Raw genomic sequence first — 21,575 nt, 5'->3', positions numbered from 1 at the left:
CTTCCCACGAGTGACCTGCTGAACCACCCGACAGCGGGAACCGGATCCCTCCGGTTCCCGCTGTCGCACGCCCGGGGGTCCTCGCGCCCCGCCCGACTTCGAAAGAGAACGACGTGATCTGGTACATCGTGCGGCGACTGCTGCAGATGATCCCCGTCTTCCTCGGCGCCACGCTCATCGTCTACCTGCTCGCGTTCGCCGCCTCCGGCGATCCGATCCTCACCCTCGCGGGGGACAAGCCGATCTCCCCGGCCGTCGAGCAGCAGCTGCGCGCCCAGTACAACCTGGACAAGCCCGTCATCATCCAGTGGCTCATCTACCTCGGCAACGTGGTGCGGCTGGACTTCGGCGTGGGCTTCAACGGCCGGCCGATCGCCGATCAGATCGCCGCCGCATTCCCGGTGACGATCCGTCTCGCGATCATCGCCGTGATCGTCGAGACGGTGTTCGGCGTCATCGCCGGAGTGATCTCCGGCCTGCGCAAGGGCAAGCTCATCGACACGACGCTCCTCATCCTCTCGCTGCTCGTGATCGCCGTCCCGACCTTCGTGCTCGGCTTCGTCGCCCAGTTCATCCTCGGTGTGAAGCTCGGCATCGCCCCGATCAACGTGGGTCGCGACCCCAGCTGGCAGAACCTGCTCGTCCCCGGGTTCGTGCTCGGAGCGGTCTCCTTCGCCTACGTCCTCCGGCTGACGCGCACCTCGATCGCAGAGACGGTCGGAGCGGATCACGTGCGGACGGCGACGGCCAAGGGCCTCTCCCGGGGCGGAGTCGTCACCAAGCACATCCTGCGCAACTCCCTGATCCCCGTGGTCACCTTCATCGGTGCGGACCTGGGCGCGCTGATGGGCGGTGCGATCGTCACCGAGAGCATCTTCAACATCCCCGGAGTCGGGACCCTGCTGTTCCGCTCCATCAATGCCGGCGAAGCCCCGATGATCGTGTCCCTCGTGACCCTGCTCGTGATCATCTTCCTGCTGTCCAACCTCATCGTGGACCTGCTCTACGCCGTGCTCGACCCGAGGATCCGCTATGCGAAGTGATAACCGCGCCCCTCAGCGCCCGAAGGCCCAGCACTGGGTCGCCCCGCTCGACGAGACCCCGCTGCAGGAGGTCGATGCTGCGGACACCTCATCGACGCCTCGCTCGCTCTGGGCCGAGGCCGTGCACAATCTGGTGCGCAACCCGGTGTTCATCATCTCCGCGCTGCTGATCCTGCTCGTGCTCTTCGTCGCCGCGTTCCCCGGCGTGTTCACGAGTCAGGACCCCACGTACGGCAACCTCTCCTCGGCCAACAAGCCTGCGAGCGCGGAGCACCCCTTCGGCACGACGAGGCAGGGCTACGACACGCTGGCCCGCACGGTGTGGGGAACCCGCACCTCGGTGATCATCGGCTTCTTCACGATGATCTGCTCGACGATCCTCGGTGGCGCGATCGGAGCCCTCGCCGGCTACGTCGGCGGCTGGATCGACGAGATCGTCTCCCGCATCACGGACATCTTCTTCGCCGTCCCGATGATCCTCGGGGCGATCGTCATCGCGACCCGACTCGGCGAGATGAACATGTGGACCGTCATCATGGTCCTGAGCATCTTCGGCTGGACCAACGTCGCCCGCATCATGCGCGGCGCGGTGATCTCGACGAAGAGCCAGGACTTCGTCACCGCGTCGACGGCGCTCGGCGCCGGGAGCCTCACGAACCTCCTGAAGCACGTGATCCCCAACGCGATCGCCCCCGTGATCGTCACGGCCACGGTCAACCTCGGCGTCTTCATCGTCGCGGAGGCGACCCTGTCGTTCCTGGGGGTCGGGCTCCCCACGTCGGCCGTCTCCTGGGGCGGCGACATCTCCCGTGCGAGGGATGCCCTGCGCAACCAGCCGATGATGCTGTTCTACCCCTCTGTGGCGCTCGCGATCACCGTGCTGAGCTTCATCATGCTCGGTGACGCCGTCCGCGACGCCCTGGACCCGAAGGCGAGGAAGCGATGAGCGCCGCACCTGACAGCGCCACGAAGCAGCCCCTGCTCGAGATCAGGGATCTCGAGATCACGTTCACGACCTCGACCGGGCCGGTCCGAGGTGTGCGCACCGCGAATCTCGAGGTGTACCCCGGGGAGACCGTCGCGATCGTCGGCGAGTCCGGCTCCGGCAAGTCGACGACCGCGATAAGCATCGCGCACCTGCTGCCCAAGAACGGGAGCATCACCCGCGGCCAGGTCCTCTTCGAGGGTCGCGACATCACGCATGTCTCGGAGAAGCAGATCCGGGCCCTGCGCGGCGACCAGCTGGGCCTGGTCCCGCAGGACCCGATGAGCAACCTCAACCCCATGTGGAAGGTGGGGTCGCAGATCACCGAGGCGCTCGCCGCGAACGGCGTCGCCAAGGGCGCCGCCGCGAAGCAGCGCGCCGTGGAGCTGCTCGAGGAGGCGGGCCTGCCGGACGCGAAGCGCCGCGCCGGCCAGTACCCCCACGAGTACTCCGGCGGCATGAAGCAGCGAGCGCTCATCGCCATGGGTCTCGCCGCCCGCCCCAAGCTGCTCATCGCCGACGAGCCGACCTCCGCGCTCGACGTCACGGTGCAGCAGCAGATCCTCGACCACCTCGACACCCTCACGGGCGAGCTGGGCGTCGCGGTGCTGCTGATCACCCACGACCTGGGACTTGCCGCCGAGCGCGCCCAGCACCTCGTGGTGATGTACAAGGGGCAGGTCGTCGAGTCCGGTCCCGCGCTCGAGATCCTGCAGTCCCCGCAGCATCCGTACACCAAGCGCCTCATCGCGGCCGCGCCGAGCCTCGCCTCGCGCCGCCTGGTCTCCGTGGCCGAGCGCGAGGAGGTGCGCGAGCAGGCGCAGGAGCACGCCGCCGGTCAGCCCTCGGAGCAGGCGAACGGCCCCATCATCGAGGCCCGCAACCTGACCAAGGTGTTCCCGATCCGCGGCAGCGTCCCGTGGCGCACCACGCCGTTCACCGCCGTGGACGACATCTCCTTCTCCCTCGAGCGCGGCACCACCACCGCGATCGTCGGCGAGTCCGGCTCGGGCAAGTCGACCGTCGCGCAGATGGTGCTGAAGCTCCTCCAGCCCACCTCGGGCCGGGTGCTCTTCGAGGGCAAGGACGTCACCACCTACAAGGGGTCTGCGCTGAAAACGCTGCGCCGCCGCGTGCAGCCGATCTTCCAGAACCCCTACGGGACGCTCGACCCGATGTACTCGATCTTCAGCACGATCGAGGAGCCGATGCGCCTGCACGGCATCGGCGACGCGAAGGGCCGCGAGGCGAAGGTCCGCGACCTGCTCGACAAGGTCGCGCTGCCGGCGGCGATGATGCGCCGCTTCCCCAACGAGCTCTCCGGCGGCCAGCGCCAGCGCGTGGCGATCGCCCGCGCCCTCGCGCTGGACCCCGAGGTCGTCGTGTGCGACGAGGCGGTCTCCGCCCTCGACGTGCTGGTCCAGGACCAGGTGCTGCACCTGCTCAACGATCTCCAGGCCGAGCTCGGGCTGTCCTACCTCTTCATCACCCACGACCTCGCCGTGGTCCGCCAGATCGCGGACCGCACCCTGGTCATGGAGAAGGGGAAGCTCGTGGAGCAGGGCTCGACCGACGAGGTCTTCCACTCCCCGCAGCAGGACTACACCCGGCGCCTGCTCGCCGCGATCCCCGGCGGCTCCATCCCGCTCGCGGGCGCGGAGACGATCGACGTCGAGGCGCCCGCGGGGCCGGCCGACGAGACCGTCACGGAGCACGGCGAGGGCCCGGAGGACATCATCGATCCCTTCTCCCAGGCCGGTCACGTCTGAGCCGTGAGCGCGGAGGGCGTCGAAGCTCTCATCCCTGACCCCTGAGGAATCCTGGGCCGGACCGTTAGAATCGGTCCGGCCCAGGAGCATGTCGTGCGGGGGACCCGCGACGTGAGCAGCTGGACCGTGCCCCGCACCTCCGTCAGAGACGAGCTCCCGCGCATGACCCTCCAGCACCGCAACGACCTGCGAAACGTCGCCATCGTCGCCCACGTCGACCACGGCAAGACCACCCTGGTCGACGCCATGCTCACCCAGGGCGGCGCCTTCGGCGACCACGACAAGCACGACGAGCGGGCGATGGACTCCGGCGAGCTCGAGCGCGAGAAGGGCATCACGATCCTCGCGAAGAACACCGCCATCCGCTACACCGGCCCCTCGGCCGAGGCGATCGGTGAGCCCGAGGGCATCATCATCAACGTCATCGACACCCCCGGCCACGCCGACTTCGGCGGCGAGGTCGAGCGCGGCCTGTCGATGGTGGACGGCGTCGTGCTCCTCGTCGACGCCTCCGAGGGCCCGCTCCCGCAGACCCGCTTCGTGCTCCGCAAGGCGCTCGCCGCGAAGCTCCCCGTGATCCTCGTGGTCAACAAGGTGGACCGCCCCGACGCCCGCATCGACGAGGTCGTCGGCGAGGCCACCGACCTCCTCCTCGGCCTCGCCGAGGACCTCTCCGACGAGGTCCCCGACCTCGACCTGGACGCGCTCCTGGACGTGCCCGTCGTGTACGCCTCCGGTAAGGCCGGCCGCGCGAGCATGACGAAGCCGGCCGACGGCGAGCTGCCCGACTCCGAGAACGTCGAGCCGCTGTTCAAGACGATCCTCGAGTCGATCCCCGCCCCGAGCTACGACGACGAGATGCCGCTGCAGGCCCACGTCACCAACCTCGACGCCTCTCCGTTCCTGGGACGCCTCGCGCTGCTGCGCGTGAAGAACGGCGAGCTCACCAAGGGCCAGCAGGTCGCCTGGTGCACCCAGCACGGGACCACCAAGACCGTGAAGATCACCGAGCTGCTCGAGACCAAGGGCCTCGCCCGTGAGCAGATGACCCGCACCGCCCGCCCCGGTGACATCGTCGCCGTCGCCGGCATCCCCGAGATCATGATCGGCGAGACCCTCGCCGACGTCGAGGACCCGCAGCCCCTGCCGCTGATCACGGTCGACGAGCCGGCGATCTCCATGACCATCGGCATCAACACCTCCCCGCTCGCCGGCAAGAACGGCAAGGGCCACAAGCTCACCGCCCGCCAGGTGAAGGACCGCCTGGACCAGGAGCTCGTGGGCAACGTGTCCCTGCGCGTGGTCCCCACGGACCGCCCGGACTCCTGGGAGGTCCAGGGCCGCGGCGAGCTCGCGCTCGCGATCCTCGTCGAGCAGATGCGCCGTGAAGGCTTCGAGCTCACCGTCGGCAAGCCGACCGTGCTGACCCGTGAGATCGACGGCAAGACCCACGAGCCCGTCGAGCGGATGACGATCGACGTCCCCGACGAGTTCCTCGGCACCGTCACGCAGCTCATGGCGAGCCGCAAGGGCCGCATGGAGACCATGAGCAACCATGGCTCCGGCTGGGTGCGCATGGAGTTCGTGGTGCCCTCGCGCGGCCTCATCGGCTTCCGCACCCGCTTCATGACGGAGACCCGCGGCAACGGCATCGCCTCCTCCTACGCGGACGGCTACGAGCCGTGGATGGGCGCGATCGAGTTCCGGGCCACCGGCTCGCTCGTCGCGGACCGCCCGGGCGTCGTGACCCCCTACGCGATGATCAACCTCCAGGAGCGCGGCTCCTTCTTCGTGGAGCCCACGAGCGAGGTCTACGAGGGCCAGGTCGTCGGCGAGAACTCCCGCAACGAGGACATGGACGTCAACATCACGAAGGAGAAGAAGCTGACGAACATGCGCGCCGCCAGCGCCGACTCCTTCGAGAACCTCGTGCCGCCGCGCAAGCTCACGCTCGAGGAGTCCCTCGAGTTCACGGGCGAGGACGAGTGTGTCGAGGTCACCCCGGAGATCGTGCGGATCCGCAAGGTGATCCTCAACGCCGGGGAGCGGGCCCGCTCCCGTTCGCGCGCGAAGAAGTGAACATCCGTCGCACCGTCGGGCACGCGGCCTTCGCCGTGCTGCCCACGGTGCTGTCGGTGCTCGTCCTGGTCACCGTGCACCGCCTGACGCTGGACCTGCTCGGGATCACGATCCCGGCCGGCCTGCTGCTGTGCACGGTCTACCAGGTGATGACCTGCGCGTTCCTCTGGGCGGTCACCGGGTCCCGGCTGCCGCTCGCGGTCTCCGGGGCGCTGTGGGGCATCCTCGCCACGCCGTTCCTCGGCAACGGGGCCGGCGGGGGAGTGCTCCTGCCCGGGGTGATCGGTGACCAGGCGCAGTACTCCGGCTGGATCGTGCAGGGCCTCGGCATGGGGATCCCGTTCCTCGCGGCGGGTCTGCTGAGCCTCCCCGCGGTGCGTCGCCTCGAGCAGGCGCGCACCCGTGCCCGGGAGGCGCGTGCCCGCGCGGAGGAGGGGCAGCGGTCGTGAGCACGGACGCGGCGGATCGCGACTGGGCCACGCTGCCCAACGCCGTGACCCTGCTGCGGCTCGTCCTGCTCGCCCCCGTGTGCGTGCTGCTCGCGCGCGGCCCGGACACCCTCGCCGTGGTCCTGCTGCTGGTGTGGGCGAGCACCGACTGGGTCGACGGCCTGCTCGCCCGCACGCTCGGGCAGACCAGTCGGGTGGGGGAGATCATCGACCCGATCGCGGACCGGATTGGGCTGGTCGCGATCGTGCTGACCCTCGCCCTCGCCGGGCTGCTCCCGTGGGCGGCGCTCGTCGTGATCCTGCTCGTCGACCTCGCCGTCACCGCGCTCGCCTCGGGCGCCGCGCTCGGAGGCCGGATCCGCGTCTCCTGGCTCGGGAAGATCCGCACGGCGCTGCTCATGACCTCCGTGTTCCTGCTGGCCGCGGCCGCCGCCTGGGCCCCGGGTCTCGTGGGCGCCGTGCAGGTGCTGCTGTGGGTCGGCGTCGCGGTGCACGTGGTGAGCGGGGCCGGCTACGTGCTCAGCGCCCGGAGCTCCCGTCACGGCGCTCCGGCGGAGGCGGGACCTCCTTCGCGGCGATGACCAGGGGGCGCGGTACCCGCATCTCGCCGCGCCGGGTCATGACGGTCACCGCGCGCTCGTCCGTCGCGGTGATCGTGCCGAGCGCGTCGCTCATCCGCTCGCCGCAGGGAGCGGTCGCCGGATCGATCGCGTGGCGAAGTGTGACACGCCGTCCCACCTCGAGGAACGGTGCCCATCCGGGGCGGGTCTCGCTGGTCATCCCCCGAACATAGCGCCCGCCGCTCGGCGGCCGCGGTGTTCGACGGATCACGTCTGCGCGGCATCCGGCGGTCGGGGCTCCGCCGCCCGCCCCGTCGGTGCGATGATGGTGCGGTCACCCCGTGGAAGGAAGCCGCCCTCATGACGTACGTCATCGCCCTGCCCTGCGTCGACGTCAAGGACCGTGCCTGCGTGGACGAGTGCCCCGTGGACTGCATCTACGAGGGGTCCCGCTCGCTGTACATCCAGCCCGACGAATGCGTGGACTGCGGCGCCTGCGAGCCCGTGTGCCCCGTCGAGGCGATCTACTACGAGGACGACCTCCCCGACCAGTGGGCGGAGTTCTACAAGGCCAACGTCGAGTTCTTCGACGAGCTCGGCGCCCCCGGCGGCGCCGCCAAGATGGGCGTGATCGACAAGGACCACGCGATCATCGAGGCGCTCCCGCCGCAGTCCGGCGCCGAGGACTGATGCACTCCCCGCGTCGCCCCCTCGCCGCCCGCCTCCCCGCCTTCCCGTGGGACGCGATCGCCGGGGCCAAGGAGCGCGCCGCCGCCCACGAGGACGGCCTCGTCGACCTCTCGGTGGGCACGCCCGTGGACCCGACCCCCGCCTCCGTGCAGCAGGCGCTCGCCGCCGCCGCGGACAGCCACGGCTACCCGACGACCGTCGGCACCCCCGCGCTGCGCGCGGCGCTCGTGGACTTCGTCCGCCGGCACCGCGGCGCCCCCGGGACGATCGACGTGGACGGCGTGCTGCCCACCGTCGGCTCCAAGGAGCTCGTCGCGCACCTGCCCTTCCAGCTGGGCATCGGGCCGGAGGAGATCGTCGCCTTCCCCGCGATCGCCTACCCCACCTATGACATGGGCGCCCGGTTCGTGGGAGCGCAGTCCCTGCCGCTGGACCTCGTCACCCTCGCCGAGCACGGCGACGCCGCGCTGCCGGACCCGGCCGCCGTGTCGCGGATCCGGCTGCTGTGGCTGAACTCGCCCTCGAACCCCACGGGCGACGTGCTGACGGTCCCGCAGATGGCCGCGCTCGTCACCTGGGCCCGGGAGCGGGGGATCGTCGTCGCCTCCGACGAGTGCTACGCCCTGCTGCCGTGGACCGTCGACGAGGTCCCCTCCGTGCTGGACCCGCGGGTCAACGGCGGCTCGCTCGACGGCGTGCTGTGCGTCTACTCGCTGTCCAAGCAGTCCAACCTCGCCGGCTACCGCGCGGCCTTCGTCGCCGGCGACCCCGCCCTCGTGGGGGAGCTGCTGGCGATCCGCAAGCAGGCCGGGATGATGATCCCCGGGCCCGTGCAGGCGGCGATGGCCACGGCGCTCGGCGACGACGACGCGGTGGCGGCCCAGCGTGAGATCTACCGCGCACGCCGCGCGATCCTCGCCCCGGCCCTGCGCGCCGCGGGCGGCGAGATCAGCGGCTCCCAGGCCGGGCTCTACCTGTGGACCTCCTTCGGGGAGGACGCGATGGTCACGGTCGAGCGTCTGGCAGGTGCCGGTGTGCTGGTCGCTCCGGGGATGTTCTATGGTGAGGGGGGCGGCTCCACCGTGCGCGTCGCGCTCACCGCGACGGACGAGCGGATCGCCGCCGCCGCCGGGCGCCTCGAGCACCTCGAGCGCCCCTGAAGGATCCGACAACGCACAACGGAGAGCCCATGGATCACGCGACGCCGACCTCACGCCTCGCCTACGGCGACCACACCCTCGACCTCCCCGTCGTCGACGCCGTCGAGGGGAACCCGGGCATCGCGATCGGTCCGCTGCGCAAGGAGACGGGGGCGGTCACCTTCGACCCCGGCTTCATGAACACCGCCAACACCACCTCGGCGATCACCTACATCGACGGCGACGAGGGCGTGCTGCGCTACCGCGGCTACCCGATCGAGCAGCTCGCGGAGAAGTCGACCTTCCTCGAGGTCGCCTACCTGCTCATCAACGGCGAGCTGCCCACGCAGGGACAGCTGGAGAACTGGACCACGCAGGTGGAGCACCGCTCCATGCTCGACGAGCGCTTCAAGCGCATGTTCGAGGCGTACCCGCGTGACGCGCACCCGATGGCCGTGCTGCAGGCCGGCGTCTCCGCGCTGTCCACCTTCTACCAGGACTCGCTGGACCCGTTCGACGAGGAGCAGGTGCGCCTGTCCTCGGTGCGGCTGCTCGCGAAGGTGCCGACCATGGCCGCCTACGCGCACCGCATCGCGCAGGGCCACGCGCTGCTCTACCCGGACAACCGGCTCTCGCTGATCGAGAACTTCCTCCGCCTGACCTTCGGCTTCCCGGTCCAGGAGTACGTCGCGGACCCGGTCATCGCGCGGGCGATGGAGCAGCTGCTGATCCTCCACGCCGACCACGAGCAGAACTGCTCGACCTCGGCCGTGCGCCTCGTCGGCTCCGCGCAGGCGAACCTGTTCACCTCGATCTCCGCGGGCATCGGCGCGCTCTCCGGCCCCGCCCACGGCGGCGCGAACGCCGCGGTGATGGAGATGCTCGACACCATCAGCGCCGAGGGCATGGACCCCAAGGTGTTCATGGAGAAGGTGAAGAAGCGCGAGGACGGCATCCGCCTCATGGGCTTCGGTCACCGCGTCTACAAGAACTACGACCCGCGCGCGAAGTTCGTGAAGACCATCGCGGACGACGTCCTCGAGCGCCTCGGCGTGCAGGACGAGCGTCTCGAGCTCGCCATGAAGCTCGAGGAGATCGCCCTCAAGGACGACTACTTCATCGAGCGCAAGCTCTACCCGAACGTCGACTTCTACACGGGCATCATCTACAAGGCGATCGGCTTCCCGACCGAGATGTTCACCGTGCTCTTCGCGATCGGCCGCCTGCCCGGCTGGATCGCCCAGTGGCAGGAGATGGTGCACGACCCGGACACGAAGATCGGCCGCCCGCGCCAGATCTACACCGGTGAGCCGCGCCGCGAGTACGTCGACATGGCCGCCCGCACCGGCACCACCGAGCTGCGCCTCGAGCAGCTCCACGAGGAGCTCGCCGCGCAGCACCGCGAGCACCAGGAGAAGCTCGCCAAGGAGCGCCGCTTCGACCACTGAGGCCGGGTGGGCGGCGGCATCGCACCGCGCCCGCTGAGCGCCCATGCGAGAGGGGCCGGGGACGCACGTCCCCGGCCCCTCTCGCGTTGCCGGTTCGTGAGGTTCCGGCGTCACGGCTCAGCAGGACGACGGCGCCGTCGGCCATGACCCGCACGTCGATCTCGACGGGGCTCCTGCGGGTCCTGTCATGTAGCTCCTTCAGCCTCCGGAGACCAGGATGACGACGCGGCCGTCGGCGGCGTCCTCGGCGGAGCCCCAGGTGGTCGCGTCCTCGCCGCGGGCGGAGCGGTCCCAGACCCGCCCGGCGTGCTCGACCTGGACGACGGAGTCCTCCGCCGCGCGGGCCACGGCCCAGTTGGCGACGGCCCAGCCGAGGGCCTCGTCGTCCCCGGTGTCGACGACGAGGGCGGTCGCCCCCGCGCCGTCGGGCGTCCCTGCGCTCACGGAGGATGCGGATTCGAGGGTGGTGCGGAGCGAGCCGGCCTCGGTGAGCCGCGGGAACTGGCGGGCGAGCTCGGAGCGCACGCCGTCCGGGGAGACGGTGCCGGTCGCCGCGTCGAGGGTGCACACGAGGTTCGCCTGGGAGCGGCCGGTGAGGGCGGAGGCGTAGATCCGTCCCTCGGTCTCGTGGTCGCGGTAGGCCTCGGGGTGCCCGCTGCGCTGCACCTTCTGGGCGACGTCGTTGATGTCGCCGCTCTCGTAGTTCGCGACCTTCTCGAGCGCGTCGTAGAAGGCGTTCGTGGAGTGGATCGGGTCGAGGATCTCCGCCTCGGTGCCCCATCCCTGGGAGGGACGCTGCTGGAAGAGCCCCAGCGAGTCCCGGTCGCCGTGCTCGATGTTCCGCAGCTGCGACTCCTGGTAGGCGGTCGCGAGGGCGATCGACGCGGCACGCGGCGGCATGCCGCGGTCCACGGCGATAGCGCTGATCAGGGCCGCGTTGGCGACCCTCTCGGTGGAGTAGCGGTGGCTCGTGCCGAGGCCCGTGGCGACGCAGGTGCCCGCATGCGCGGGGGAGCCGTAGCGCTGCAGCGCGACGTAGGAGCCGCCGGCGATGCCGCCGAACAGCAGCAGCATCACCAGCGGGACCACGAGGCCGCGCCACGGCGAGCGGCGCGGGGAGCGGCCTCGTGCCATGTCAGTTCGCGTGCAGGGCGGCGTTGAGGGAGACCGTCTGCCCGGCGCGGGCGACGGCCTCGACGGCGCCGGTGAGGGAGTTGCGGCGGAAGAGCAGGTTGCTCACGCCGGAGAGCTCGCGCGCCTTGACCACGTGCGGGGCGTCCGCGTCCTTCTCGCCGACGAGCGTGACCTTGGTGCCGGCGGTGATGTAGAGGCCCGCCTCGACGACGCAGTCGTCTCCGAGCGCGATGCCCACGCCGGCCTCCGCGCCCACGAGCGACCGCCTGCCGATGCGCACGCGTTCGGTGCCGCCGCCGGAGAGGGTGCCCATCGTGGAGGCGCCGCCGCCCACGTCGGAGCCGTCCTCGACGATGACGCCCTGGGAGATGCGGCCCTCGACCATGGAGGTGCCGAGGGTGCCCGCGTTGAAGTTCACGAAGCCCTCGTGCATGACGGTGGTGCCGTCCGCGAGGTGCGCGCCGAGGCGCACGCGGTCCGCGTCGCCGATCCGCACGCCCGAGGGGAGCACGTAGTCGACCATGCGCGGGAACTTGTCGACGCTGAGCACGGTGGGGGTGCGGCCCGCGGCGCGCAGGCGCAGGCGGGTCTCCTCGAAGCCGGCGACGGCGCAGGGGCCCTCGGTGGTCCACACGACGTTGGTCAGCGCGCCGAAGAGACCGTCGAGGTTCTGGGCGTTGGGCTGGACGAGCCGGTGCGAGAGCAGGTGGAGGCGCAGGTAGGCGTCGGAGGCGTCCGCGGGCGCGGCGGCCAGCTCGATCGCGCGGACCACGACCTCCTGGGTCGTGCCGCGCACGCCGTCCACGGCGGCGGCCGCGGCGAGCTGCGCGTGCAGCGGCTCCGCGGTGGGATCGGCGGGCGCCTCGCCCAGCTGCGGGGCGGGGTACCAGGTGTCGAGGGTGGAGCCGTCGGCGGCGAGGGTCGCGAGGCCGATGCCCCAGGCGTGGGTGGCGGGCTCGGGCGTCGTCGTGGAAGTCATGGCGGTGATTCTACGGAGCGACCTCCCCCGCGGGCTGTGAGGTCTGCAGGGCGGTGATGATCGTCGCGGTCCGGATCCGTCGAGCCGGGGACAGGGCACCCGGATGCCGGCCACGCCCCGCGTGCCCCCTGCGCCGATACGAGGCGGTGCGGGTGTCGCAGGAGCAGAATGGCCGCACCATGACTGCAGACTCCACCCCCGCACCCGCCGTCCCTGCCGCCGGGCAGCCGGCCCTGCGCCGCGAGATCGGCTTCGGCCAGCTCGTCGCCTACGGCCTCGTCTTCATCGGCCCCGCCGCGGCGGTGGGGGTCTTCGGGACCCTCGACGCCCACTCCGGCGGCGTCGTCCCGATCGTCTACCTCGTCGCGACGCTCGCCATGGCGCTGACCGCCTCGAGCTACGTCGTCATGTCCCGCGCCGTGCCGCGGGCAGGATCCGTCTTCGCCTACGCGAGCGAGGGGATCGGCCCGCGCGTGGGGCACATGGCGGGTTGGATGATGCTGCTGGACTACCTGCTCATCCCCTCCGTCGCGTATCTCTTCTCGGGGATCGCGCTGAACTCGCTGATCCCCGCGGTGCCGATCTGGGTGTTCGTGCTCGCGGCCGTCGTCCTCACGACCGCGCTGAACCTCTCCGGCGTCAAGGTCACCGCCCGCGTCTCGATGGCCGTCGTGATCGTCGAGGTGGTCGTGCTGCTCATCGTCCTCGCCGCCGCGGCCGGGGTGCTCGCCACCACCGGGCCCGTGCGCGGCTGGCTCGAGCCGTTCACGGGCGGCGCGGCCGGGATCTCCGTCGCCGCGGTGCTCGGCGCCGTCTCGATCGCGGTGCTGTCCTTCCTGGGCTTCGACGCGCTCGCGACCTTCGCGGAGGAGACCCGCGGGGACTCCCGGGCGATCGGCCGCGCGACCCTCGTGTGCCTCGTGATCATCGGCGTGCTGTTCATGGCGCAGACCTACGTGGGCGCCCTGCTCAGCCCCACGAGCGCCGAGGAGCTCGCGGCGCATCCCGAGCTGCAGGGCGACGCCTACTACGCGATGGTCGACTCCGCGCTCGGCTCCACGCTCCACGGCGCGCTCGCCGCCGCGAAGGCCGTGGGCGCCGCGTTCTCCGCCCTCGTGGGGCAGGCCGCCGCCTCCCGCGTGCTCATGGACATGGGCCGCTCCGGCTCGCTCCCGAAGGGCCTCGCGCGGGTCTCGCCGCGCACCGGCGCGCCGCTCGTGGGGACGCTCGTCGCCGCGGGCGGCAACGTCGCCGTCGCCCTGTGGGCGGCGACCCGGGCCGACGGCCTCGACCACGTCGTCTCCGTTGTCGACGTCGGCGCGCTCACCGGCTTCGTGGTCCTCCACGTCTCGGTGATCGGCTACTTCGCGGTGCGGCGCCGCGGCGGGGGAGTGGACCCGCTGCGCCACCTCGTGATCCCCGTGCTCGGGGCGCTCGTGCTGCTCGCCGTGGTCGTGAGCGCCTCCGTGATCGCGCTGATCGTCGGCGGCCTGTGGGCGGTGATCGGGCTCGTGATCCTGCTCGTGCGGGGCGTCGGCCGCCGACCGGAGCCCGCCTGAGCGGGTCCGTTCAGACCGCCTCGTCCCCTCCCGGCTCCCGGGCGGCGGGATCCTCGTCGAACCAGCCCTCGGCCCGCCACTCGATCGCCTGGCCCCGGCGCAGCAGCAGCTCGGTGCGCCGGGAGCGGAGGGCGCCGAGGGCGACCACCACGACCAGGCCCACCGCCCCCGCGACGAGCAGGGTGAGCGTCGGCGCGAGGCCCAGCAGGCCCTTGCGCAGCAGCAGGTCCACGAGCAGCAGCGCGGCGCCCACGAACACCGAGAGTACCGAGGCGACCAGGAGCGCGCCGAGTCCCAGCGAGATCGCGAGCTCCGTCGGGGCGGAGGCGCGCTGCAGGGGGTGGCGCACGGGCACGCCCCGACCCAGCTGCCCGGGCCGGGCGACCGCCCAGTCGAGCATCGCCCTCGAGCGGCGGTGCACGGCGAGCGAGGCCGCGACCGCCGCGACCACGAGCGCGAGGACCGCGCCCGCGAGCAGCGGACCGACCCGCACGGCGAGCTCCGTGGGCGGTGCCGGGTCCCGCAGGGTCGTCACCGCCGCGAGCACCACGAGCAGCAGCAGGGCGGTGACGGCCACACCCTCGAGGACCCGCAGGCCCGTCTGCCGCGCGGCGTCCTCCGCTTGCGCGGCCGAGCCGATCTCGTCGCCGACGGGCTCCGCGCCTTCCTCGAGCACCACCCGCCGCTCCTCGGCGAGCCGGGACACGAACGCGTCGAGGTCGCCGACGGCCCGCAGGCTCGGGGCGTACCGCTCGCGCTGCCCGGGGGAGAGCCAGGCGGCGAGCACGGTCGCGTCCGCAGCCGCGCGGTCCCGCGGCTGGGCGTCCGAGGCCGCCTCCGCGCGCAGCCGCGCCGTCTGCCGGCGCATCGCCGCGCCGAGCTCCGGCCCGCCGGCCGCGTGCCGGAGGTGCCGGGCCGATCCCGTCGGCCCCGTCGGATGCGTCGACCCCGTCGTCCCGCTCATGCGTCACATCGTCGCAGACCATCCGCCGATCCGCGCGATACTGGGCGGATGACCGCGAGCTCCGATTCCCCCGCCCCTCTCCGGACGGTGGCCGTCGTCGGCGCCGGGCCCCGGGGCACGGCGATCGTCGAGCGCCTCGTCGCCGCCTCGACGCTGCCCGACTGGCAGGGCCGCCTCACCGTCCACCTCATCGACCCGTACGTGGGCCTCGGCGGGGCGGTGTGGCGCCACGACCAGTCCGAGGTGCTCCTGATGAACACCGCGACCTGCCAGACCACGATGTACCCGGATCCTTCCTGCCACCCGCGGCTGCCCGTGACGCGCAGCGAGACGCTCGCCGACCACCTCGCCGGCGAGGGCCTCGCCCCCGCGGACATCGCCTCCCGCGCCGCGCACGGCCGCTACCTCGCCCACGTGCTCGACACCGCCCAGGCCGACGCCGACCCCGCCCGGCTGCGGATCGTGCGCCACACGGCGGAGGTCGTCGACGTGACCGGTGCGCCCGACGGCCCCCAGCGGGTGCGCCTCGACGACGGTCGCGTGCTCGCCGCCGACGCCGTCGCCCTCCCGCTCGGCCACCTCTCCACGGCGCTCGGCCCCCGCTCCCAGCAGTACGCCGACGCCGCCGACCGCCACGGCCTCGTGCACGTGGGCCCCGCGAACCCGCTCGAGGTGGACTACCGGCGGCTGCTGGGCCGCGAGGCGATCGCCGTGGCCGGCATGGGCCTGAACTTCTACGACATGATCGGCATGCTCACCGAGACCGCGGGCGGCCGCTTCGTGCCCGACCCGGACTCCGCGGCGGGGCTCCGGTACGAGCGCGGAGGCGGCGAGCCGCTGCTCGTCGTCGGCTCCCGCTCCGGCATGGTCTACCGGCCCAAGCCCGACCTCCGCCCCGCGCTGCCCGAGCCGTACACCCCGCAGGTGCTCACCTCCGAGCGTGTCCTCGAGCTCGCCGTCCGCAGCGCCGGCGTGGACCACGAGCGGGACGTCATGCCGCTCATCCTCGCCGAGCTGCGCCGCGCCCTCCAGGGCATCGGGGAGGACGAGCTCGCGACCGACGAGGCCCTCATCCACCTGCTGTTCCCCTTCGGCCGCCGCGGCGGGGTCACCGACGACGCGCACCGACGCACCCGGGAGGCGCTCCGCGAGGCGCTCGCCGCGGCCGCCGGCCCCGACCCCGTCTGGCTGCTCGTCTTCCGCGTGCTCGTCGCGATGCGGGTGCAGGTCAACCGGCTCATCGACCTCGGCGCCTATACGACCGAGAGCCTGCGCCGCGACATCGACGGGCACCTGCGCAACGCCTTCGCCTCCTGGGCCTCCGGCCCGCCCGTGCTGCGCGTGCGCCAGCTCGTCGCCCTCGAGGAGGCCGGGCTCGTACGCTTCCTCGGTCCGCGCATGCACGTCGACATCGACGAGGAGGCCGGGCGCTTCGCGGTGCGCGGCGGCGAGAACCCGCCCGTGCTGTGCGACGGCGTGTTCGAGGCGCACCTGCCGCCCGTGGACCTGCCCGCCTACCGCAGCCCGCTGCTCGGCGCCTGGCGCGAGCGGGGCGAGGTGCGCAAGGACTCCTGGGCCTCGCGCGGCAGCGGCACCCGCGTGCTCACCGGCTCGATCGAGGTGGACGGCCTGTACTGCCCGATCGCGGTGGACGGCACCGTCCACGAGCGGCGCCTGCTCACCGGGGTCCCCGTCTCCACCGCGCAGCCGGGATCCGCGATCACCGCCGAGCCCGGCACCTCCCCGCAGCTGCTGCAGCACGCCGAGGCGGTCGCCCTGCGCCTCGCCGCGCACGGCGGCGCGCTCGAGGAGCCGCTCGTGGCACGATGACGGGCATGCCCGTCACCCCCGCCGCTCCCGCCCCCGTCCTCGACCCCTTCGCCGACATCGTCGACCTCACGGCCGCGATCGTCGACGTCCCCAGCGTCTCCGGCGACGAGAGGGCCCTCGCCGACGCCGTCGAGCAGGCGCTGCGCACGCACGCCCCGCACCTCGAGGTGATCCGCGACGGCGACACGGTCATCGCCCGCACCGACCGGGGCCTCGACCGCCGGGTGCTGCTCGCCGGCCACCTCGACACCGTCCCGATCGCCGACAACCTCCCCTCCCACCGACGGGAGCGGGACGGACGCGAGGAGCTCGTGGGCCGCGGCAGCTGCGACATGAAGGGCGGGGTCGCCGTGCTGCTCGCCCTCGCCGTGCGCGCCGACGCCGCCCCCGTCGACCTCACCTGGGTCTTCTACGACCACGAGGAGGTCGCCGCGGCGGACAACTCCCTCACCCGCCTCGCCGCCGAGCGCCCCGAGCTGCTGCAGGCGGACTTCGCGATCCTCGGCGAGCCCACCTCCGCGGGCGTCGAGGGCGGCTGCAAGGGCACGATGAAGCTCCAGGTCACCGCCCGCGGCGTCGCCGCCCACTCCGCCCGCGACTGGGTGGGCGACAACGCCATCCACCACCTCGCCCCCGTGCTCGTCCGGCTCGCGGACTACGAGGCCCGCCGTGCCGTGATCGACGGCCTCGAGTACCGCGAGTGCCTCAACGTCGTCGCGATCTCCGGCGGCATCGCCGGGAACGTCATCCCCGACCGCGCGAGCGCGACCCTCAATTACCGCTTCGCCCCGGACACGAGCGTCGCGCAGGCGGAGGCCCACGTGCGCGAGGTGCTCTCCGGACTCGATGTCACCATCGAGGTGACCGATGCCGCCGCCGGCGCGCTGCCGGGGCTGGACACCCCCGCCGCCCGCGACTTCCTCGCCGCGATCGGGGAGGGGACGAGCGTGGCCGCGAAGCAGGGCTGGACCGACGTCGCGCGCTTCTCGGCGCTCGGCACCCCCGCCGTGAACTTCGGCCCCGGGGACCCGCTGCTCGCCCACACCGACGACGAGCACGTGCCCACCACGGACCTCCGACACGCCCTCGCCGGGCTCGCGCGATTCCTCGGCACGGAGGTGCCCACCGCGTAGCGTGGCGGGCATGGGAGCGCTGACCCGCCGCACGCTGACGACCTCTCTGATGGTGGCCGCGCTCGCCGGCTGCACCGACGGCTCCGGATCGGCCCCCGGCTCCGGGTCCGACGCCGGCGGGGCCTCGGACTCCACGGCGGCGCCCGCCGCGGGCGGCGCCGCCCCCGATCCCGCGGCGAAGCTCGCGACCGCGACCCGCCAGGCCGACCAGTTCGACTACGACGCCGCCCTGGACACCGTGGACGGGGTCGACGGGAAGGACGCCGAGGACCTCCGCACCCGCTGCCACGAGGAGAAGGACGCCCTCGTCCCGTGGCCCGAGGACGAGCCCGTCAGCCACCTCTTCTTCCACAGCCTGATCGTGGACCCCTCCCGCGCCTTCGACGGCGACGACACGGAGCTGGGCTACGACGACTACATGTGCACGATCCCCGAGTTCACCGCCGTCATCGAGAGGATGCACGAGGACGGCTACGTCCTGATCAGCCCTCACGACCTCGCCGAGCCCGCCGAGGACGGCACCATGCGGCCGCGCGAGCTTCTGCTCCCCGAGGGGCGCACCCCGCTCGTGCTCTCGCAGGACGACGTCTCCTACTACGAGTACATGGACGGCGACGGCTTCGCGGCGGACCTCCACCTCGACGCCGACGGCGCCGTGCGCAGCCGCTACGTCGACGCCGACGGGACCGAGCACGAGGGCGCCTACGACATGGTCCCGCTGCTCGACGACTACCTCGCGGCGAACCCCGGCTTCTCCTACCGCGGCCGCAAGGGCATCATCGCGCTCACCGGCTACAACGGGATCCTCGGCTACCGCTCCTCGCCCCGCGAGTACGGAGAGGACCCCGACGCGCTCTCCGCGGCGCGGGACGCCGCCGCGGAGGTCGCGGGCGCGCTCACCGACTCCGGCTGGGAGATCGCGAGCCACACCTGGGGCCACATCGACATGGGGGAGAAGCCGCTCGAGAAGGTCGACGCGGACCTGCAGCGCTGGGACGAGGAGGTGGGCACCCTCGTGGGGGACACCGACCTGCTCATCTATCCCTTCGGCGCCGACATCGCCGGCCCCGAGCAGTACGAGGAGGGCGACGTCCGCTACCGGCGCCTGCGCGACCACGGCTTCTCCTACTTCTTCACCGTCGACGGCTCCACCCTCGCCTGGCAGCAGCGCCACGGCGAGTACCTGCGCCAGGCGCGGATGAACATCGACGGCATCCGGCTGCGGGCCACGGCGGCGGGGGAGGAGCACGTGCTCGATCCCGTGCTCGACGCCGGCGCGATCCTGGACCCCGCCCGCCCCGGTCTCTAGGGTCCAGCCGCTACCCTCGGCCCATGAGCGCATCCGACGAGAACGCCCACCGCAAGGGCCCCATCACGCTGCGCGGACGACAGCGTCCCGACCGCACCACCGACCAGCGACTGCTCGAGGACTCGGGCCCCGGCGATTGGGTGCACGGCGACCCCTGGCGGGTGCTGCGCATCCAGTCCGAGTTCGTCGAGGGGTTCGGCGCGCTCGCCGAGCTCGGCCCCGCGGTCTCGATCTTCGGCTCCGCGCGCGTCGCGCCGGACCACCCGGACTACCGCTGCACCGAGGAGATCGCGCGCGGCCTCGTGGAGATGGGCTACGCCGTGATCACCGGCGGCGGGCCCGGGATCATGGAGGCCGGCAACCGCGGCGCCCGCGAGGCCGGCGGGGTGAGCGTGGGGCTCGGCATCGAGCTGCCCCACGAGCAGGGGATGAACGCCTATGTCGACCTCGGCGTCGACTTCCGCTACTTCTTCGCGCGCAAGACGATGTTCGTGAAGTACTCGAGCGGCTTCGTCGTCATGCCCGGCGGGCTGGGCACCCTCGACGAGCTGTTCGAGGCCCTCTGTCTCATGCAGACCCACAAGATCTCGATGTTCCCCGTGGTGCTCGTGGGCCGCGCCTACTGGCAGGGCCTCATCGACTGGATCTCCACGACGCTCGTGGAGCGCGGCATGATCGCCCCGACCGACCCCGACCTGTTGCGGGTCGTGGACACGGCGGAGGAGGCGCTCGCCGTGCTGCGGGAGGCCTCCCGCCGCGAGGAGGAGTCCGGCCGATGACCGCCGCGAGCCCGATGGTGATCCTGCTGCTGCTCGTCGCGATCGGCGTCGCGGTGGCCTTCGTGGGCATCGCGACCGGCCGGTTCGGGGGCGGGATCGCCCTCCCGCCGAGGCCCCCGCGGCGCTCCCGACGGGCGCGGCGCACGACCAGTGGTCAGGACCTGAGATAATAGCCACCGTACCCGCGCTGCCCGAGGTCCCGTCCGGGGGATCGTACGAGAGGCAGCGACAGCACAAGGAGGCACGCCATGGCTGCTATGAAGCCGCGCACCGGTGACGGTCCGCTCGAGGTCGTCGAGGAGAGCCGCAGCATCATCATGCGCGTTCCGCTCGAGGGGGGCGGTCGCCTGGTCGTCGAGATCGCCGCGTCCGAGGCGGTCGAGCTGCGTGATGCGCTCGAGGGCGTCATCAAGGAGTGATCCCTGACGAAGGGGCCCCGCACCATCCGGTGCGGGGCCCCTTCGTCATGCCCGGCGGTGGGCGGTGAGGCGGCTCAGGGGCGCAGCACCGCGGCGAGCACGCCGTCGCCGCTGCCGGTGAGCGCGGTGACGAGATCCTCCGCCTCGGTGACGGCCTTCAGCAGCTCGCGCACCGCGCGGGTGCTCGCATCGCGCGCCGCGGGATCCGCGACGCGGTCGTGGAACAGCGCGTGGGGGATGACGAGCACGCCGCCCGGGCGCAGCAGCCGGCGGGCGTGCTCGAGCAGGTCCAGGGCGTGCGGGGCGTGCGCGGGGAACGAGACGAGGTCGTAGGCGTGGTCGGTGAGACGTCCGACGACGTCCCGCGGGGCGCCGGCGATCGTGCGCACGCGCGGCCCGCGGATCCTCGCCTCCGCGAAGGACTCGCGCGCGGCGCGCTGGTTCTCGACCTCGGGATCGATCGTGGTGAGCACCCCGTCCGGGTGCATCCCCGCGAGGAGGTAGAGGGAGCCGACGCCGGCCCCGGTGCCGATCTCCACCGCGGAGCGCGCCTGCACCGCGGCCGCGAGCACGCGCATCAGTGCGCCGGCCCCCGGCAGGACGGGTGTCGCCCCGAGCTCCGCACCGCGCTCGCGGGCCCGCTCGAGGACCCCGGCATCGGCGAACAGCCCCGCCTCGTCGACGAACTCCTCGCCGTGGGCCCAGCTGGCCACCTTTCCCGACGCCATCGCGCTTCCTTCCCCGTGTCCGGACAGTCGCCTAAGGGTACGACAGGCACGGCCGGCACCCAGCCTCCGCACCCTCCCCCTCTGCCATAATGGGCCGGCAGGACGCGTGCACGACCGTGCGCGCGAGGACCAGGACAGGTGACGACGTGACGTTCTTCGGGATCGGCGGCTGGGAGTTCATCGTCATCCTGCTCATCTTCGTGCTGATCGTCGGTCCGCAGCGCCTGCCCGAGTACACCCGCAACATCGTGCGCTGGGTGCGCCAGGCCCGCCGCTGGGTCGAGGACTCGCGGGCGACGGTCGAGGACGAGATGGGCATCGCCATCGACGACCTGCGTAAGTACGACCCGCGTCAGTACGATCCGCGTCGCATCATCCGCGAGGCCTGGGGCGACACGAGCCCCGAGGACCTGCTCCCGTCCAAGGAGGCCCTCGCGATCGGCACCGGGGCGGCCGCCGCCGGTGCGGGCGCCAAGCGCAAGCCCTCCGGCAGTGCCAAGAAGTCCGCCAAGGATGCGGCCCCGCAGGGCACCCCCTGGGACCCCGAGGCCACCTGATCCGCGGCTGAGCCCGCCCCTC

Annotated in this window: 22 protein-coding genes; 17 read left to right on the top strand and 5 right to left on the bottom strand. The window is 72.4% G+C overall.

What is annotated here, in order from left to right:
• Positions 1 to 113: 113 nt before the first annotated feature.
• The 6 genes from C1N80_RS13265 (at position 114) to C1N80_RS13240 (ending at position 6,906) form a co-directional block, all read left to right on the top strand.
• Positions 114 to 1,043: an ABC transporter permease gene (locus C1N80_RS13265; RefSeq protein ID WP_137771204.1), complete on the top strand. Its 930-nt coding sequence runs from the start codon at positions 114 to 116 to the stop codon at positions 1,041 to 1,043.
• The gene (locus C1N80_RS13260; protein WP_137771203.1) at positions 1,033 to 1,989 is read left to right on the top strand and encodes an ABC transporter permease; all 957 of its coding nucleotides are present in this window, start codon (positions 1,033 to 1,035) and stop codon (positions 1,987 to 1,989) included. The genes C1N80_RS13265 and C1N80_RS13260 overlap by 11 nt, the downstream gene beginning before the upstream one ends.
• Complete coding sequence (locus tag C1N80_RS13255; RefSeq protein ID WP_137771202.1) at positions 1,986 to 3,797, top strand: ABC transporter ATP-binding protein; 1,812 nt, start codon at positions 1,986 to 1,988, stop codon at positions 3,795 to 3,797. The genes C1N80_RS13260 and C1N80_RS13255 overlap by 4 nt, the downstream gene beginning before the upstream one ends.
• Positions 3,798 to 3,959: 162 nt before the next feature.
• Entirely contained in the window at positions 3,960 to 5,876 is a 1,917-nt protein-coding gene (gene typA, locus C1N80_RS13250) for a translational GTPase TypA (protein WP_137771764.1), read from the top strand.
• A complete protein-coding gene (locus tag C1N80_RS13245) occupies positions 5,873 to 6,325 on the top strand; it encodes a hypothetical protein (protein ID WP_205750647.1) in 453 nt (150 codons plus the stop codon). Before typA ends, C1N80_RS13245 begins: the two co-directional genes overlap by 4 nt.
• A complete protein-coding gene (locus C1N80_RS13240; protein WP_137771201.1) occupies positions 6,322 to 6,906 on the top strand; it encodes a CDP-alcohol phosphatidyltransferase family protein in 585 nt (194 codons plus the stop codon). Before C1N80_RS13245 ends, C1N80_RS13240 begins: the two co-directional genes overlap by 4 nt.
• Here the strand turns inward: C1N80_RS13240 and C1N80_RS13235 are convergent.
• Complete coding sequence (locus tag C1N80_RS13235) at positions 6,845 to 7,105, bottom strand: acetyltransferase (protein ID WP_137771200.1); 261 nt, start codon at positions 7,103 to 7,105, stop codon at positions 6,845 to 6,847. The genes C1N80_RS13240 and C1N80_RS13235 overlap by 62 nt on opposite strands.
• A gap of 140 nt (positions 7,106 to 7,245) precedes the next feature.
• On the opposite strand from C1N80_RS13235, the gene fdxA reads away from it, so the two are divergent.
• The 3 genes from fdxA to C1N80_RS13220 are packed head-to-tail and all read left to right on the top strand — an operon-like array spanning position 7,246 to position 10,162.
• The gene (gene fdxA, locus C1N80_RS13230; protein ID WP_137771199.1) at positions 7,246 to 7,575 is read left to right on the top strand and encodes a ferredoxin; all 330 of its coding nucleotides are present in this window, start codon (positions 7,246 to 7,248) and stop codon (positions 7,573 to 7,575) included.
• Positions 7,575 to 8,735: a succinyldiaminopimelate transaminase gene (dapC, locus tag C1N80_RS13225; RefSeq protein WP_137771198.1), complete on the top strand. Its 1,161-nt coding sequence runs from the start codon at positions 7,575 to 7,577 to the stop codon at positions 8,733 to 8,735. Before fdxA ends, dapC begins: the two co-directional genes overlap by 1 nt.
• A gap of 29 nt (positions 8,736 to 8,764) precedes the next feature.
• A complete protein-coding gene (locus C1N80_RS13220; protein ID WP_137771197.1) occupies positions 8,765 to 10,162 on the top strand; it encodes a citrate synthase in 1,398 nt (465 codons plus the stop codon).
• 198 nt (positions 10,163 to 10,360) lie between these two features.
• Here the strand turns inward: C1N80_RS13220 and C1N80_RS13215 are convergent, their stop codons facing one another.
• Together C1N80_RS13215 and dapD are read right to left on the bottom strand one after the other, a co-directional pair.
• Positions 10,361 to 11,296 carry a hypothetical protein gene (locus C1N80_RS13215; protein ID WP_137771196.1) on the bottom strand — a complete coding sequence of 312 codons (936 nt, stop codon included), beginning with the start codon at positions 11,294 to 11,296 and terminating at the stop codon, positions 10,361 to 10,363.
• A gap of 1 nt (position 11,297) precedes the next feature.
• On the bottom strand, positions 11,298 to 12,275 hold the full coding sequence (dapD, locus tag C1N80_RS13210) for a 2,3,4,5-tetrahydropyridine-2,6-dicarboxylate N-succinyltransferase (RefSeq protein WP_137771195.1): 978 nt from the start codon (positions 12,273 to 12,275) through the stop codon (positions 11,298 to 11,300).
• 179 nt (positions 12,276 to 12,454) lie between these two features.
• Between dapD and C1N80_RS13205 the strand changes: the two genes are divergently transcribed.
• Positions 12,455 to 13,834: an APC family permease gene (locus tag C1N80_RS13205; protein ID WP_137771194.1), complete on the top strand. Its 1,380-nt coding sequence runs from the start codon at positions 12,455 to 12,457 to the stop codon at positions 13,832 to 13,834.
• Between the two features lie 10 nt (positions 13,835 to 13,844).
• Here C1N80_RS13205 and C1N80_RS13200 read toward each other — a convergent pair whose 3' ends face one another.
• Positions 13,845 to 14,798 carry a hypothetical protein gene (locus tag C1N80_RS13200; RefSeq protein WP_137771193.1) on the bottom strand — a complete coding sequence of 318 codons (954 nt, stop codon included), beginning with the start codon at positions 14,796 to 14,798 and terminating at the stop codon, positions 13,845 to 13,847.
• 48 nt (positions 14,799 to 14,846) lie between these two features.
• Between C1N80_RS13200 and C1N80_RS13195 the strand changes: the two genes are divergently transcribed.
• The 6 genes from C1N80_RS13195 to C1N80_RS13175 all read left to right on the top strand — a co-directional run bounded on the left by C1N80_RS13195 (position 14,847) and on the right by C1N80_RS13175 (position 20,268).
• Positions 14,847 to 16,628, top strand: a complete 1,782-nt coding sequence (locus tag C1N80_RS13195; RefSeq protein ID WP_137771192.1) for an FAD/NAD(P)-binding domain-containing protein — start codon at positions 14,847 to 14,849, stop codon at positions 16,626 to 16,628.
• On the top strand, positions 16,625 to 17,761 hold the full coding sequence (dapE, locus tag C1N80_RS13190) for a succinyl-diaminopimelate desuccinylase (RefSeq protein WP_168198114.1): 1,137 nt from the start codon (positions 16,625 to 16,627) through the stop codon (positions 17,759 to 17,761). The genes C1N80_RS13195 and dapE overlap by 4 nt, the downstream gene beginning before the upstream one ends.
• Before the next feature lie 10 nt (positions 17,762 to 17,771).
• On the top strand, positions 17,772 to 19,070 hold the full coding sequence (locus C1N80_RS13185) for a polysaccharide deacetylase family protein (RefSeq protein ID WP_137771190.1): 1,299 nt from the start codon (positions 17,772 to 17,774) through the stop codon (positions 19,068 to 19,070).
• A gap of 23 nt (positions 19,071 to 19,093) precedes the next feature.
• Complete coding sequence (locus tag C1N80_RS13180; RefSeq protein ID WP_137771189.1) at positions 19,094 to 19,849, top strand: TIGR00730 family Rossman fold protein; 756 nt, start codon at positions 19,094 to 19,096, stop codon at positions 19,847 to 19,849.
• Positions 19,846 to 20,019 (top strand): hypothetical protein, encoded by a 174-nt coding sequence (locus C1N80_RS15585; RefSeq protein ID WP_168198113.1) that lies wholly within the window; start codon positions 19,846 to 19,848, stop codon positions 20,017 to 20,019. Before C1N80_RS13180 ends, C1N80_RS15585 begins: the two co-directional genes overlap by 4 nt.
• A 78-nt stretch (positions 20,020 to 20,097) precedes the next feature.
• Positions 20,098 to 20,268, top strand: a complete 171-nt coding sequence (locus tag C1N80_RS13175; RefSeq protein WP_137771188.1) for a DUF3117 domain-containing protein — start codon at positions 20,098 to 20,100, stop codon at positions 20,266 to 20,268.
• A 74-nt stretch (positions 20,269 to 20,342) separates the two neighbouring features.
• Here C1N80_RS13175 and C1N80_RS13170 read toward each other — a convergent pair whose 3' ends face one another.
• A complete protein-coding gene (locus C1N80_RS13170) occupies positions 20,343 to 20,996 on the bottom strand; it encodes an O-methyltransferase (RefSeq protein WP_137771187.1) in 654 nt (217 codons plus the stop codon).
• Between the two features lie 146 nt (positions 20,997 to 21,142).
• Between C1N80_RS13170 and C1N80_RS13165 the strand changes: the two genes are divergently transcribed.
• Positions 21,143 to 21,553 carry a twin-arginine translocase TatA/TatE family subunit gene (locus C1N80_RS13165; RefSeq protein WP_240811137.1) on the top strand — a complete coding sequence of 137 codons (411 nt, stop codon included), beginning with the start codon at positions 21,143 to 21,145 and terminating at the stop codon, positions 21,551 to 21,553.
• The last annotated feature ends 22 nt before the right edge of the window (positions 21,554 to 21,575 follow it).

The organism is Brachybacterium sp. SGAir0954, assembly GCF_005490785.1.
Classification (GTDB): domain Bacteria; phylum Actinomycetota; class Actinomycetes; order Actinomycetales; family Dermabacteraceae; genus Brachybacterium; species Brachybacterium rhamnosum.
The sequence above is the reverse complement of the archived record's forward strand: the minus strand, read 5'-3'. Positions and strand labels throughout refer to the sequence as shown.